The sequence below is a fragment of the Priestia aryabhattai B8W22 genome (assembly GCF_000956595.1).
Lineage (GTDB): Bacteria > Bacillota > Bacilli > Bacillales > Bacillaceae_H > Priestia > Priestia aryabhattai.
This window is the reverse complement of record NZ_JYOO01000058.1, coordinates 1-13,193: the sequence shown is the minus strand read 5'-3', so window position 1 is coordinate 13,193 and position 13,193 is coordinate 1. Positions and strand designations below refer to the sequence as shown.

The 13,193-nt window shown below is 37.7% G+C and carries 16 protein-coding genes and 1 riboswitch; of the genes, 9 read left to right on the top strand and 7 right to left on the bottom strand.

Going from position 1 to position 13,193, the window contains the following annotated elements; translation table 11 throughout:
• Positions 1-8: 8 nt before the first annotated feature.
• Both N178_RS25160 and N178_RS25155 read right to left on the bottom strand, forming a co-directional pair.
• Positions 9-968 carry a metal ABC transporter substrate-binding protein gene (locus N178_RS25160; RefSeq protein ID WP_045295578.1) on the bottom strand — a complete coding sequence of 320 codons (960 nt, stop codon included), beginning with the start codon at positions 966-968 and terminating at the stop codon, positions 9-11.
• Positions 969-1,051: 83 nt separating this feature from the next.
• On the bottom strand, positions 1,052-2,239 hold the full coding sequence (locus N178_RS25155; RefSeq protein ID WP_080890257.1) for a GTP-binding protein: 1,188 nt from the start codon (positions 2,237-2,239) through the stop codon (positions 1,052-1,054).
• 118 nt (positions 2,240-2,357) lie between these two features.
• Here N178_RS25155 and N178_RS25150 point away from each other — a divergent pair, with 118 nt between their 5' ends.
• Positions 2,358-2,930 (top strand): beta-class carbonic anhydrase, encoded by a 573-nt coding sequence (locus N178_RS25150; RefSeq protein WP_045295577.1) that lies wholly within the window; start codon positions 2,358-2,360, stop codon positions 2,928-2,930.
• A 3-nt stretch (positions 2,931-2,933) separates the two neighbouring features.
• On the opposite strand, the gene yidD is transcribed toward N178_RS25150, so the two are convergent.
• A complete protein-coding gene (gene yidD / locus N178_RS25145; RefSeq protein ID WP_045295576.1) occupies positions 2,934-3,161 on the bottom strand; it encodes a membrane protein insertion efficiency factor YidD in 228 nt (75 codons plus the stop codon).
• Between the two features lie 150 nt (positions 3,162-3,311).
• Here yidD and N178_RS25140 point away from each other — a divergent pair, with 150 nt between their 5' ends.
• The 5 genes from N178_RS25140 (at position 3,312) to ytkD (ending at position 5,866) form a co-directional block, all read left to right on the top strand.
• Positions 3,312-3,785 carry an S-ribosylhomocysteine lyase gene (locus N178_RS25140; RefSeq protein ID WP_013059547.1) on the top strand — a complete coding sequence of 158 codons (474 nt, stop codon included), beginning with the start codon at positions 3,312-3,314 and terminating at the stop codon, positions 3,783-3,785.
• Between the two features lie 163 nt (positions 3,786-3,948).
• Complete coding sequence (locus N178_RS25135) at positions 3,949-4,389, top strand: Dps family protein (RefSeq protein WP_043975884.1); 441 nt, start codon at positions 3,949-3,951, stop codon at positions 4,387-4,389.
• 81 nt (positions 4,390-4,470) lie between these two features.
• Complete coding sequence (locus N178_RS25130; protein ID WP_045295571.1) at positions 4,471-4,896, top strand: phage holin family protein; 426 nt, start codon at positions 4,471-4,473, stop codon at positions 4,894-4,896.
• A 74-nt stretch (positions 4,897-4,970) separates the two neighbouring features.
• On the top strand, positions 4,971-5,291 hold the full coding sequence (locus tag N178_RS25125; protein ID WP_045295569.1) for a hypothetical protein: 321 nt from the start codon (positions 4,971-4,973) through the stop codon (positions 5,289-5,291).
• Positions 5,292-5,395: 104 nt separating this feature from the next.
• Positions 5,396-5,866, top strand: a complete 471-nt coding sequence (gene ytkD, locus N178_RS25120; protein WP_013059543.1) for an RNA deprotection pyrophosphohydrolase — start codon at positions 5,396-5,398, stop codon at positions 5,864-5,866.
• Between the two features lie 47 nt (positions 5,867-5,913).
• Here the strand turns inward: ytkD and N178_RS25115 are convergent, their stop codons facing one another.
• The 3 genes from N178_RS25115 to N178_RS25105 are packed head-to-tail and all read right to left on the bottom strand — an operon-like array spanning position 5,914 to position 8,477.
• Positions 5,914-6,720 (bottom strand): ABC transporter permease, encoded by an 807-nt coding sequence (locus N178_RS25115; protein ID WP_045295567.1) that lies wholly within the window; start codon positions 6,718-6,720, stop codon positions 5,914-5,916.
• Positions 6,707-7,477: an ABC transporter ATP-binding protein gene (locus N178_RS25110; protein WP_025750714.1), complete on the bottom strand. Its 771-nt coding sequence runs from the start codon at positions 7,475-7,477 to the stop codon at positions 6,707-6,709. The genes N178_RS25115 and N178_RS25110 overlap by 14 nt, the downstream gene beginning before the upstream one ends.
• A 1-nt stretch (position 7,478) precedes the next feature.
• On the bottom strand, positions 7,479-8,477 hold the full coding sequence (locus N178_RS25105) for an ABC transporter substrate-binding protein (RefSeq protein WP_045295566.1): 999 nt from the start codon (positions 8,475-8,477) through the stop codon (positions 7,479-7,481).
• Positions 8,478-8,649: 172 nt separating this feature from the next.
• Here N178_RS25105 and N178_RS25100 point away from each other — a divergent pair, with 172 nt between their 5' ends.
• Both N178_RS25100 and N178_RS25095 read left to right on the top strand, forming a co-directional pair.
• Positions 8,650-9,432, top strand: a complete 783-nt coding sequence (locus N178_RS25100) for an alpha/beta hydrolase family protein (RefSeq protein WP_045295565.1) — start codon at positions 8,650-8,652, stop codon at positions 9,430-9,432.
• Positions 9,433-9,486: 54 nt separating this feature from the next.
• Positions 9,487-9,729 (top strand): DUF2584 domain-containing protein, encoded by a 243-nt coding sequence (locus tag N178_RS25095; protein ID WP_028411849.1) that lies wholly within the window; start codon positions 9,487-9,489, stop codon positions 9,727-9,729.
• Positions 9,730-9,763: 34 nt separating this feature from the next.
• Here the strand turns inward: N178_RS25095 and pckA are convergent, their stop codons facing one another.
• The gene (pckA, locus tag N178_RS25090; RefSeq protein WP_045295564.1) at positions 9,764-11,353 is read right to left on the bottom strand and encodes a phosphoenolpyruvate carboxykinase (ATP); all 1,590 of its coding nucleotides are present in this window, start codon (positions 11,351-11,353) and stop codon (positions 9,764-9,766) included.
• Between the two features lie 375 nt (positions 11,354-11,728).
• A riboswitch (SAM riboswitch) is annotated at positions 11,729-11,846 on the top strand.
• Positions 11,847-11,978: 132 nt separating this feature from the next.
• On the opposite strand from pckA, the gene metK reads away from it, so the two are divergent.
• Positions 11,979-13,181 (top strand): methionine adenosyltransferase, encoded by a 1,203-nt coding sequence (metK, locus tag N178_RS25085; RefSeq protein WP_013059536.1) that lies wholly within the window; start codon positions 11,979-11,981, stop codon positions 13,179-13,181.
• Positions 13,182-13,193 lie beyond the last annotated feature (12 nt).

Sequence of the window (13,193 nt, the reverse complement as noted above, 5' to 3'; positions counted from 1 at the left end):
TTTTTTTATTAATATAATGCTTTTTTCAACGTATCAATGTTGTGCTGCATAATCGAAAAATAATCTTCTTTATTTTTAACATCGTTTTTTGTTAATGACTCTAAGTTATGAAGTGTTAAAGGTTGAGCTCCCACTTCATTTTTAACAAGCGTAGACACTTTAGGCTTTAAATTTTGGTCAAAGATAAAGTATTTGATATGGTCTTTTTTTGCTTGTTTTACGATGTTTTCTAATTGTTTTTGAGACGGCTCATTTGTAGGAGATAAACCAGCTACGCTAATTTGCTTTAAGCCGTATCGTTTTTCCCAGTAGCCGTAGGCTGCATGTGATACTAAAATTTCTTTATGAGGTGCGTCGCCAATGGTTGTTTTTAGCTCTTGGTCTACATCTTCAAGCTGGGTCTTCAACGTTTGGAAATTCTTTTCAAATTCTGCTTTTTTATCCGGTTTTAATTCAACAAGTTCATTTTTAATATTTTCTGCTAATTGAATAGCTAAAATAGGATCAAGCCAAACGTGAGGGTCTGTATCTCCGTGGTTATGCTCTTCTTCATGTGCATGTTCGTCCTCGTGGGCATGCTCATCTTCAGAACTCTTTGCTAGTTCAATTCCTTTTGCAGCTTCTACTAAAGCGACATCTTCATTCTTTAGCGTAGACTGTGCTTTATCTGCAAAACCTTCAAGTCCAATTCCTGAGTAAACAAATGCGTCCGCGTTGGCGATTTTGACCATTGTTTTTGTGGTAGGTTCAAATGAGTGAGCATCTACACCAGTTGGTAAAATACTTTTAGCTTCTACATATTTTCCACCGATTTTTTCAGTGAAATCTTGTAAAGGGTAAATTGTTGTGTAAACTTCTAATTTTTTGTTTTTATTATCAGATGCGTTATTTGCACTGCTTGAACTGCACCCTGCAAGGACTGTTCCAATTCCTAATGCCAGCACCATTAAAAGTGGTTTGAATTTCATTATGTTGCTCCTTCCGTTCGTATCGTAACCATTTATGACCTATGTTATTATATCGTAATTATTACGATTTGAAAACTAAAAATTTACGTACTTACTGTAAACTTCGGAAGAGGATCTTTGAAAGTAGTCCAATCCTGATTCATTTCCTCAGTTGTCAACAAACAGTGGTCTAATGTTTTAATAATTTCAGCTTCGTTCATATCAATACCAATGAACACAAGCTCGTTAATACGGTCTCCAAATTGCTCATCCCATTTTGCTCGTAATTCAGGTTCTTCTTTTAAGGTTTGTTCTCTTTCCTCTGCTGTGTACGTCGCCACCCATTCACCCGCTCCTTGAATCATAATGGACGTACCTGCTTGAGAAAGAAGTCCTGCCGTATGGTTACGTGAAGCAAGCCAGAAAAATCCTTTTGCACGTACAATATCAACCGGCCAGTTCTCTAACCATTTCATAAAGCGTTCAGGATGAAGGGGACGATTTCTTCTGTATACAAAAGAAGAAATACCAAACTCTTCCGTTTCAGGCGTATGGTGTTCTTCATTTAGTTCTTTAATCCACCCGGCTCCTTGACTAGCTCTTTCAAAGTCGAATAAGTCGGTATGAAGTATGGCTTCAAGGCTTACCTCACTATTAATTGTTTGGATAACAGTGGCTTCTGAGTTTAATTTGTGAAGAACAGCCTGCAGCTCATCTGCATCATCTTTTGTTAACAAATCAACTTTGTTTAACAAAATGACGTTTGCAAATTCAATTTGATCGATTAATAAATCAACCACTTCTCTTTTATCGTTTTCATCTGTTCCTTCTTTACGGTCTAATAGGCTTTCGCCGGATGAAAAGTCTTCCCAAAAGCGATTAGCATCTACTACAGTGACCATTGTATCTAAGGAACATTTTTGAGTTAAATCAATGCCAAGCTCTTCATCAATATAAGTAAATGTTTGGGCAACAGGGATAGGTTCGCTGATTCCAGAGGATTCAATGACAATATAATCAATATCACCATTGTCAGCTAGGCGTTCTACCTCTTTCATTAGATCATCTCGAAGCGTACAGCAAATACAGCCATTTTGCATTTCAACAAGTTTTTCTTCTGTTCGGGAAAATCCGCCTTGTTTAACTAAGTCTGCATCAATATTTACTTCGCTCATGTCATTGACAATAACCGCGACTTTTAAACCTTCTTTATTTTTTAAAATATGGTTCAAAAGAGTTGTTTTACCTGAACCAAGGTATCCGCTTAAAACGGTAACGGGAATTTTTTTCACTGTTATAACCTACTTTCTTGTTTATAAATAATAATGATTACGATTTAACACTTTTCATCTTATAGGAAAAAGTATTATAATACAAGAAAGAATTTTTTTATAAAGGAGAAGACAGCAGATGAGCTTATTACAAGACGTTTTAGAATTTAACCAAAAATTTGTAGAAGAAAAGAAGTATGAACTTTACGAAACAAGCAAATTCCCTGATAAAAAAATGGTCATTTTATCGTGTATGGACACAAGATTGGTAGAATTGCTTCCGCACGCTTTAAATCTGCGTAACGGAGACGTGAAAATTGTTAAAAACGCAGGAGCGCTTGTTTCACATCCATTTGGAAGTATTATGCGAAGCATTTTAGTAGCTGTGTACGAGCTACAAGCTGATGAGGTATGTGTAATTGGTCACCACGATTGTGGAGCAGGTAAACTTCAGGCAGAACCTTTTTTAGAGAAAGTAAGAGCAAAAGGCATATCAGATGAAGTGATTAATACCATTGAATATTCTATGGACTTGAAAAAATGGTTAACGGGTTTTGATTCAGTAGAAGAGACTGTTCAGCATAGTGTAGAGACAATCCGTAAACACCCTCTATTCTCAAAAGATACTCCTGTACATGGACTAGTTATTGATCCAAATACAGGAAAGCTAGATGTTGTTGTAAATGGATATGAAGCAATCGAAAACAACTAAAGCCTAGTGTGATTTTTTCTCAGGTACTTCATCAATGCCACCCGGATGGAAAGGGTGGCATTTTAAAATGCGTTTTACAGTCAAATAAGATCCCTTTACGGCACCAAAACGTTTAATGGATTCAACTCCGTACTGTGAGCAGGTAGGGTAAAAGCGGCATCTTGCCGGAAAAAAAGGTGAAATTCCTTTTTGATAACCTTTTATAAGTAAAAGCAAAAGCTTTGCAATCATTTATTATCACGTTCTTTCTTTCGTGTTTGCTCATACTATAAGGGATAGAAGGAATAAAAAGCAACTAAAAGAAATAAAGGTTATTAAATGGATGAAATATATCGGAATTGCATGTTATGATAGGTGAAAGAAGAAAAAAGGAGTGGTATTATGCCATCAGTAGAAAGTTTTGAGCTAGACCATAATGCGGTTAAAGCACCTTACGTAAGACACTGCGGTGTTCACAAAGTGGGAAGCGACGGTGTTGTAAATAAATTCGATATTCGTTTTTGCCAACCAAACAAACAAGCAATGAAGCCGGACGTTATTCATACGTTAGAGCATTTATTAGCTTTTAATATTCGTACTCATGTAGAAAAATACGATCACTTTGATATTATTGATATTTCGCCTATGGGATGTCAAACGGGATACTACTTAGTAGTGAGCGGTGAGCCGACTGTACGTGAAATTATTGATTTGCTGGACGATACGTTAAAAGATGCAATTAACATTACTGAAATTCCAGCAGCAAATGAAAAGCAGTGCGGCCAAGCGAAACTTCACGATTTAGAAGGAGCAAAACGCTTGATGAAGTTCTGGTTAGAACAGGACAAAGAAGATTTAGAAAAAGTATTTGGCTAAAAATAAGCAGTCCGCTGGGCTGCTTATTTTATTTGGAAAAAGATGAAGAATTTTCTCTGGGTCTAAAGAAAGGGAAATGTCTCTTTTTATGAAAAAAATGTTTTAATCAACTAAAAAAGGGTACAACTATACTATACAAAGAGTTCATAAAGGAGCGAAAAAAATGGAAGTAAATGTAAATGAAATCGTTAATAAACAAGTAGCAAATTTTAGTGTAATGTACATAAAACTCCATAATTTTCACTGGTACGTAAAAGGTGAACAATTCTTCACTCTTCATGAAAAGTTTGAAGAGCTGTATACGGAAACAGCTACAATTATTGATGACCTTGCAGAACGCCTTTTAGCATTAGAAGGAAAACCTGTGGCGACAATGAAAGAATCGTTAGAACTTTCTTCTATTAAGGAAGCTGATGGAAGCGAAACGGCTAAAGATATGGTTGCTTCTTTAGTAAGCGATTTTGATACGCTAACTGCTGAATTAAAAGAAGGAATGGACGCAGCCGGTGAAGCGGGCGATGAAACAACAGGGGACATGCTTTTAGCCATTCATCAAAGCTTGGAAAAGCATACGTGGATGTTAAAATCATTCCTAGGCAAGTAAGTAAAACCTGCGAGCAATCGCAGGTTTTTTTACGATAAGATGGACGAACACTTTTTTTTCACCGGCATATACTGTAGGGATATGACTGCTGAAAGGGTGAAAAAAGTGGATATGCAGAAGCTTTCTGTCTTGATAATCTCAAGTTTAGGTTCACTGGCTTTTTTTTTATTTGGAGAGTGGGACTATTTACTAATGGCTTTAGTAGCATTAGTGGCAATGGATTACTTGACGGGTACAATTGCAGCTTTTATAAATAAACGTTTATCTAGCAAAGTAGGTTTTAAAGGAATTGCCAAAAAGATTTTTATTTTTGCCATGATTGCGGTAGCAAACTTTATCGATTCTGTATTCTGGGAAAACGGTCATATTATTCGAGATGGAGCTATTTTGTTCTATATTTTAAACGAAATGATTTCAATTACAGAAAATGCAGGAATTGTAGGAATTCCAATTCCAGAGCCGTTAAAAAAAGCAATAGCGATTTTAAAAGACCGCTTTAAATCGTAGAGTGTATAAAAAAAGAATAAGATACAAATAAGAAAGATAAGTTGGCACTAGAAAGAAGGAGCTGAATATCTTTCATGACAAAAAAATATTATGTATCCCTAAGTTCAGGAGAAATCAATCAGTCAAATACTGCTTCAGATTGGAATTATGCGATTGAAGCAACAGATGAAGAAGTGGAGAAGCTGAGAACGTATTTAGATCAGCGTGCTTCAAGCGATTGGTCAAGCTTTTGGCGATCACATATTCCGTATCTGGAATATCATCATGATTCTCAAAATGATATGTACGATAAAACGACAGTTGACATATATGCCCTGCTTTATCAGCTGGGAGACGATGAAACAAAATCACATATCAAACAGATGAATATTTTATCTTCAGATAGAACGGAATAAGGGGTAAAAAGCAAAGAAAAAAAGTACGAGCATACTTTTCTTATCAGGTATGGCCGTAATGTATGATAAAATAAGGGAAAAATCAAATGGAGTTTGAGTCGACCATGTACACATTTAAGGATGCATATCATAATCAAGTATTTTTATCATTTGAAAAAAATCCATTCTCGAAAACTCCACGTCATGTTTGGGTCGTATGCAGGTATGAAAATCAATGGTTGCTAACGAATCACTCAAAACGAGGTTTAGAATTTCCCGGAGGAAAACTAGAAGGCAATGAAGTACCAGAAGAAGCAGCGGTTCGAGAAGTATTTGAAGAAACAGGCGGAGAAGTCTCTTCTTTAACTTATATTGGTCAATATAAAGTAGTAAGCAAAGGAAAGACCATTATTAAAAATATTTATTTTGCTACTATTGGAAATGTAATTAAGAAAGAAGACTACATGGAAACGGATGGTCCCGTAATGATTGATGAACTACCTTCGGGCATTCAACAAGATGATGCGTACAGCTTCATCATGAAAGATAATGTTTTGCAGTATGTAATGAAATATGTAAAGCGAACATTTTTGTGAAAGCATCATGTCAACGAAAATACCCCCGTTTGTACGGGGGTATTTTTTTATGAGCGTCGGATCAATTTCTTTTCTAAATAAGCCACGCCTTGGTACATAATCGTAGCGAAAATGGCAATTAATAATAAGCTGAGAAGAACAAGAGTGAAGTTGAAGACTTGGAAACCATAAATAATCATATATCCAAGCCCCTTTGAAGAAACTAAAAATTCTCCTACGATGACGCCTACCCAAGATAAACCGACATTTACTTTAAATGTAGAAATAATGGCAGGCATGGAAGCTGGCAAGATTGCTTCTTTAAAACAGCGGCTTTTCGTTGCCCCAAAGCTTTTTAGTAATTTAATATAGTTTGGATCCACTTCTTTAAATGCTGTGTAAACGACGATGGATGTAATAATAACGGATATAATGGCCCCCATCGTTAAGATTGAAAAAAATCCTGGACCGATAGCTACAATTAAAATAGGGCCCAGCGCTACTTTTGGCATGGCGTTTAAAATAACGAGGTAAGGGTCTAATATATGTGCAAGCCTAGTTGAATACCAAAGAGCCGTGGCAAGTAAAATACCTAGCACTGTGCCTAAAATGAAGCCAAGAACTGTTTCAAATAACGTAAAACCAATATGTTCTGCCAGAGAGCCGTCGGCAAGTTTAATTAAAAATAAATGCCATACTTTAGTAGGGGAACTGAAGATTAAAGGGTCAATCCACTTTAAACGAGAAGCAAGTTCCCATAAGCTAAAAAAGGCTAAGAAAATGACCAGCTGCACGCTCAGTACTAATCGTTTTTCGACCCGAACCTTGCGAAGGTAGCTTTCGTGAAGAGTATCTAGGGAGCTAGTGGGTTTCAAGTTGATCAAGCTCCTTCCATATGTCCATAAATAAGTCGTTATAGACAGGGTGCTGTCGTGCTTCAAACGGAGAGAGGGTTCGTAAAATAGAAGGAACCGTGAATGTTTTTGCGATTTTTCCCGGCTTGGCTGAGAATAAAAAGATTCGGCTGCTCATAGCAATGGCTTCGCCGATATCGTGCGTGACCAAAACAGCCGTTTTTTGATAAGTCATCAGCGTTTTGGAGACAAGTTCTTCAAGCTTAAGTTTTGTTTGAAAATCTAGTGCTGAAAAAGGTTCATCCAAGAGTAAAATAGCGGGGTCGATGGCAAGTGTTCGGACTAAAGCGACGCGTTGTCTCATGCCTCCGGATAACTGGTGTGGATATAGGTCATCTACGCCTTGTAGACCAATTTCTTTTAGGAGCAGCAATGCTTTACTCTCTGTTTTATCTGTTAGCTGTCCGCGAATTTCAAGCCCAAGTAAAATATTTTCTTTAATGGTTTTCCACGGAAACAAATAATCTTGTTGAAGCATATAACCGATGTTTGGGACTGATGTTCCGATATTTTCACCGTCTATTGTGACAGAGCCGGACGTTGGTTCAATCAAGCCTGCAATAATCGATAGAAGCGTCGTTTTTCCACATCCGCTTGGGCCGAGAAAGGAAACAAATTCTCCTTCTTCAATAGACAAATTAATATGTTCAAGTGCAGTGGTAGCAGACTTTGTCGTAAGATACATATGCTGAACATCTTGAATGTGAAGTTTTGTCATATTACTCACTCATTGCATCTTTTGCGAATTTTGTGTTGACTAGCTTGCTGTGATCAATGTGTCTTGGAAGTTCTCCAGATTCGTCCATGATTTTTTGTAAATGATCCCACTCTTTTTGATCTAATAAAGGGTTAGTTGCAAAGGATTTTTGGGATTTATAGCGATCAATCACGGTTTTCAGCGTTTCTTTAGGTGTATCTTCAAAATACGGTGCAACCACTTCAGCAATTTCATCTGTGCTATGTGTATTCACCCATTTTTGTGCTTTGTAAATAGCTCGAGTAAATTTAGCTGCTGCTTCAGGGTTATCTTTTAAATAGCTTTCTTTGGCCATAAATGTTGTATAAGGAACTGTTCCTGATTCTTTTCCGAAGGAAGCAACGATATGTCCTTTTCCTTGTTTCTCTAAAATACTAGCCGTTGGCTCAAATAATTGAACGTAATCTCCAGTACCAGAAGCAAAAGCATTCGCAACGTTAGCAAAATCAATGTTTTGAACGAGTTTTACATCTTTTTTAGGGTCAATATTATGCTGTTTCAACACATATTCTCCTACCATTTGCGGCATGCCGCCTTTGCGTTGACCAAGAAACGTTTTGCCTTTAAGCTGATCCCATGAAAACTGATCGACCTTTTTACGCGCTACTAGAAATGTTCCGTCGGTTTGGGTTAGCTGTGCAAAATTGATGACGGGATCACTAGACCCCTGTGCATATACGTAGATTGAAGTTTCCGAGCCGACTAAGGCGACGTCGATACCATCAGATAAAAGTGACGTCATTGTCTTATCTCCGCCCCACGTTGTTTTTAAATCTACCTTTAGTCCTTCTTCTTCAAAAAAGCCTTTTGAAATAGCGACGTACTGGGGAGCATAAAAGATAGAGCGAGTTACTTCGCCGACACGAACCGTTTGTACAGGTGTTGTTTTGCTGCAGCTAATTAGTGGAATGAGTAAAATCATGATAGCAAGCAAAGAAAAAAGCCATTTAATTGGTTTCATAAAGCAAACCTCCTTAAAATAATAAAATATTTTATGATAATGTATGTAAAGAAGTGGAAGAAGGTGAGTGCCTATATAACTATGTGGAAAATCAAAGAAGTATTAGTCAACGACTGAAAGTAAACCTTGGCGGAAGAAAGCAGGCTAGTTATATAAAGAATGGAGGAAAAAAATGAAAGATGGAACAATTCTTCATAAACAGCGTTTCCCATCATCAAACCCTCGCGTGGCGCTGTGGGTGATTACATATGCATGTCAAGGGCTTAAGATTAAAGGAATGCTCGCAGAGCCAAAAGAAAAAGGAATGTATGACGGCTTTTTATACTTAAGAGGAGGTATTAAGAACGTAGGAACGGTTCGTCCTGCTCGACTCATTCAATTTGCTTCTCAAGGTTTTATTGTGATGGCTCCGTTCTATAGGGGAAATCAAGGAGGCGAAGGAAACGAAGATTTTGCAGGAGATGATCGTTACGATGCTTTTGCTGCTTACGATTTACTGAAACAGCTTCCTAACGTCCACCATGACCGCATTCATATTTTTGGGTTTTCAAGAGGGGGAGTGATGGCTTTACTCACAGCCATTGAAAAAAAAGACAGCCGTTCTCTTGTGCTATGGGGAGGCGTCACGGATATGGTATTGACATATGAAGAAAGAGAAGATTTAAGAAGAATGATGAAGCGGGTGATTGGAGGAACTCCTTCTAAATATCCTGAAAGATACGAATGGAGGACACCTTTGCATCGTGCTCATCTCGTCGAGCCGCCTGTCTTGCTTATTCATGGTTTAGAAGATAAAAACGTGTCGATTGATCATTCCTATCAGCTCGAATCTAAACTAAAGAAGTCTAATAAAAAAGTTACCAGCTGGTATTTCGAAAACTTTCCGCATGCTTTTCCACCAAAAGAAAACCGAGAAACGGTAAAGAAGTTAACGAAGTGGATGAAAGCGCAATAAAAGATATGCTACGATAGAAAAAACAAGTAGAATAACAGTGAGGAGTGAGAAAAAATGGGGATGCCGCTAGAATTAAATACAATGATTGTGACAAAAGGCAACGAAAAGCGTGTAACGGATAACATTTTTCAAGTTGAGAAAAAAGGATATCGCCTGTATCCTTTAGATATTCCATTAAACATTCACAAAACGAAAAATGGAGAATGTATTGGAACTGCTGTTGTGCGTAAGGTAGAAATGGAACAGGAAAAAACCATTGTCACATATGAACTGACCAAATTACATTCGACTAACTAAAAAACCGATCGTCTATAAGACGATCGGTTTTTTATTAGACTCTAGGTCCGCCCAATGTTGAAATGTCAGCTGCTATATCATTAAAACGCTTGAAGTTCGCTTTAAATTTAGCGGCAAGTTCAGTTGCTTTTTGGTTATAAGCTGTTGCATCGTTCCATGCTTTAGAAGGCTGAAGCACTTCATCAGGAACTCCCGGAACATGAGTTGGAATTGATAAACCAAAAATAGCATCTGTTACTGTTTCGGTATTAGCTAGTTCTCCTTCAAGAGCTGCTTGAACCATAGCTCGAGTGTAACTTAACTTCATTCGTTCACCCACGCCGTATTCACCGCCGGTCCATCCAGTGTTTACAAGGTAGACATTCACGTTATGTTCATCGATTTTCTTTCCTAGCATTTCTGCATAAGTTGTTGGAGCAAGAGGTAAGAAAGGCTCACCAAAGCATGTAGAGAAAGTGGCCTGTGGCGATGTTACGCCGCGTTCTGTTCCAGCTAACTTACTAGTGTATCCGCTCAGAAAATGGTACATCGCTTGTTCTTTTGTAAGCTTGCTGATTGGAGGCAAGACGCCGAAGGCATCAGCAGTTAAAAAGACAATAGCTGTAGGGTGCCCAGCAACGCTTGGCAATACCGTATTATCAATAGAATCAATTGAATAAGCGGCACGAGTATTTTCTGTTAAACTATTATCATTGTAATCTGCTACTTTCGTATTTTGATTTAACACTACATTTTCCAGTACGGCGCCGAAGCGAATTGCATTAAAAATTTGCGGTTCTTTTTCTTCGGAAAGCTGAATGCACTTCGCGTAGCAGCCTCCTTCAATATTAAATACACCAGAGCTTGACCAACCGTGCTCGTCATCTCCGATTAAACGACGGTTTGCATCAGCAGAAAGCGTTGTTTTACCCGTTCCAGATAAACCAAAGAATAATGCAACGTCACCTTCTTCTCCTACGTTAGCAGAACAGTGCATGGATAGAATATTGTTTTGGGGAAGCAAGAAGTTCATCACTGAGAAAATAGATTTTTTCATTTCACCAGCGTATTCAGTTCCTCCAATTAGCACAATCCGTCGCTCTAATGAAAGAATAATGAAGGTTTCAGAATTCGTCCCGTCTGTTTCAGGATCAGCTTTGAACGTTGGAGCTGCTACAATTGTAAACGGCTTCACATCATCATTTGTTTTTTGTTCAGCTGAAGGGCGAATGAATAACTGCTGAGCGAATAGGTTGTGCCATGCAAATTCATTAACTACTTGAATTGGTAACTGATACTTTTTATCAGCTCCAGCATATCCATTAAAAACAAAAAGTTCATCCTGCTTCTTTAAGTGGGTTAAGACTTTTTTGTATAGCGCATCGAATCGCTGAGCAGAAATTGGCTGATTGACCGGTCCCCATTCAACCGTTTTTGAAGATACAGCATCGCTTACAATAAATTTATCCAAAGGAGAGCGACCTGTATATTTTCCGGTTTCGACTGACACAGCACCTGTAGAAGTCAGCGTTCCTTCGCGTCGAGCTAGAATTTTTTCAACAAGTTGTGGAACAGATAATTGGTGTTTTGTTGTTTTTAATTGAAGCAAACCATTTAATTCGATAGACATATCAACAGTACTCATGTGCACTACCTTCCTTTTTTAGCTATTATTTATTCATTAATGTTTGAAATTTATAATTAGTATAACACATTTATTTAATTATTCTATACTATTTAACTAAAAATGTTTGTGTATTATAAAAAAATGTACGTTATACCTATTTTAGACACATGTATATGTGCTAGAAGCGAAAAAAGTGAAGGTATTTTAAATGAAAGCCTTTTTAAAAATCTGTCTTGTTAACCAAACTTCGTTTTCATTCTTAATAAGGTATACTATTTTTAAATTTGAGTATGTTACATTAAAACAGCTTCAAACATAAAGAGATGATTTCCATTTGAATGTTGTTGACAGTGAAGCGCTTTTTCATGTATTATATGTCCTTGAACGGATACTCTCTTATCCCGAGCTGGTGGAGGGACAGGCCCTGTGAAACCCAGCAACCATCGTCATTTTTTTGTGTAGACGATAAGGTGCTAACCTGATGCAAGGGCACAACCTTGATCGATAAGAGTGAAAGGCTTATGTAGAATTTGATACCTTTCCTCGATACAAGGAAAGGTTTTTTTATATTTTTTAACGTGTAATGAAAATAAGGGAATGAGTACCGTATCACAATGTATCGTATTTATAAGGAGGAAAACTGATGTCAACACAACGTCGTCTGTTCACGTCAGAATCTGTTACAGAGGGACATCCCGATAAAATTTGTGACCAAATTTCTGACTCAATTCTTGATGCTATCCTAGCAAAGGACCCAAATGCTCGTGTTGCTTGTGAAACAAGCGTAACAACTGGTTTAGTTTTAGTAAGCGGTGAAATTACAACTTCTACTTACGTGGATATTCCTAAAACAGTTCGTGAAACAATTAAAGGAATTGGCTATACTCGTGCAAAATACGGATTTGATGCTGAAACTTGTGCAGTATTAACATCTATCGACGAGCAGTCAGCTGATATCGCTGCTGGTGTAGACCAAGCGTTAGAAGCACGTGAAGGTCAAATGTCCGATGAAGAAATCGAAGCAATCGGAGCTGGAGACCAAGGGTTAATGTTTGGTTATGCATGTAACGAAACAAAAGAATTAATGCCTCTTCCAATTTCATTAGCTCATAAACTTGCTCGCCGTCTAACAGAAGTACGTAAAGAAGAAATTCTTCCTTACCTTCGCCCAGATGGTAAAACACAAGTAACAGTTGAATATGATGAAAACAACAAACCTGTTCGCATCGATACAATTGTTATTTCAACTCAGCATCACCCAGAAGTAACGTTAGAGCAAATTCAACGTAACTTAAAAGAATATGTTATTAATCCAGTTGTTCCAAATGAGTTAATTGATGAAAATACAAAGTATTTCATTAACCCAACAGGACGTTTCGTAATCGGCGGCCCTCAAGGAGATGCTGGTTTAACTGGTCGTAAAATTATCGTTGATACTTACGGCGGATATGCTCGTCACGGCGGCGGTGCATTCTCTGGTAAGGACGCAACAAAAGTAGACCGTTCAGCAGCTTATGCAGCTCGTTATGTTGCGAAAAACATTGTAGCAGCTGATCTTGCTGATAAATGTGAAGTACAACTAGCATATGCAATTGGTGTTGCACAGCCAGTATCTATTTCAATTGATACATTCGGTACAGGAAAAGTTTCTGAAGAAGTACTAGTAGATGTAGTACGCAAAAACTTTGACCTACGTCCAGCAGGCATCATTAAAATGCTTGATTTACGTCGCCCAATTTATAAGCAAACAGCAGCTTACGGTCACTTTGGCCGTACAGATGTGGAGCTTCCTTGGGAGTTCACAGACAAAGCTGAAGCATTAAAAACTCAAGCTTTAGCTAAATAATAAAAAAATCTC

Excerpts from the sequence above, each read along its gene's own strand:
- N178_RS25110 (WP_025750714.1), bottom strand. The coding sequence starts at position 7,477 with ATGACAAAACTTCACATTCAAGATGTTCAGCATATGTATCTTACGACA.
- N178_RS25140 (WP_013059547.1), top strand. The coding sequence starts at position 3,312 with ATGCCATCAGTAGAAAGTTTTGAGCTAGACCATAATGCGGTTAAAGCA.
- N178_RS25130 (WP_045295571.1), top strand. The coding sequence starts at position 4,471 with ATGACTGCTGAAAGGGTGAAAAAAGTGGATATGCAGAAGCTTTCTGTC.
- N178_RS25160 (WP_045295578.1), bottom strand. The coding sequence starts at position 968 with ATGAAATTCAAACCACTTTTAATGGTGCTGGCATTAGGAATTGGAACA.
- pckA (WP_045295564.1), bottom strand. The coding sequence starts at position 11,353 with ATGAGTACTGTTGATATGTCTATCGAATTAAATGGTTTGCTTCAATTA.
- N178_RS25135 (WP_043975884.1), top strand. The coding sequence starts at position 3,949 with ATGGAAGTAAATGTAAATGAAATCGTTAATAAACAAGTAGCAAATTTT.
- yidD (WP_045295576.1), bottom strand. The coding sequence starts at position 3,161 with ATGATTGCAAAGCTTTTGCTTTTACTTATAAAAGGTTATCAAAAAGGA.
- N178_RS25105 (WP_045295566.1), bottom strand. The coding sequence starts at position 8,477 with ATGAAACCAATTAAATGGCTTTTTTCTTTGCTTGCTATCATGATTTTA.
- N178_RS25095 (WP_028411849.1), top strand. The coding sequence starts at position 9,487 with ATGGGGATGCCGCTAGAATTAAATACAATGATTGTGACAAAAGGCAAC.
- N178_RS25100 (WP_045295565.1), top strand. The coding sequence starts at position 8,650 with ATGAAAGATGGAACAATTCTTCATAAACAGCGTTTCCCATCATCAAAC.
- ytkD (WP_013059543.1), top strand. The coding sequence starts at position 5,396 with ATGTACACATTTAAGGATGCATATCATAATCAAGTATTTTTATCATTT.
- metK (WP_013059536.1), top strand. The coding sequence starts at position 11,979 with ATGTCAACACAACGTCGTCTGTTCACGTCAGAATCTGTTACAGAGGGA.
- N178_RS25150 (WP_045295577.1), top strand. The coding sequence starts at position 2,358 with ATGAGCTTATTACAAGACGTTTTAGAATTTAACCAAAAATTTGTAGAA.
- N178_RS25125 (WP_045295569.1), top strand. The coding sequence starts at position 4,971 with ATGACAAAAAAATATTATGTATCCCTAAGTTCAGGAGAAATCAATCAG.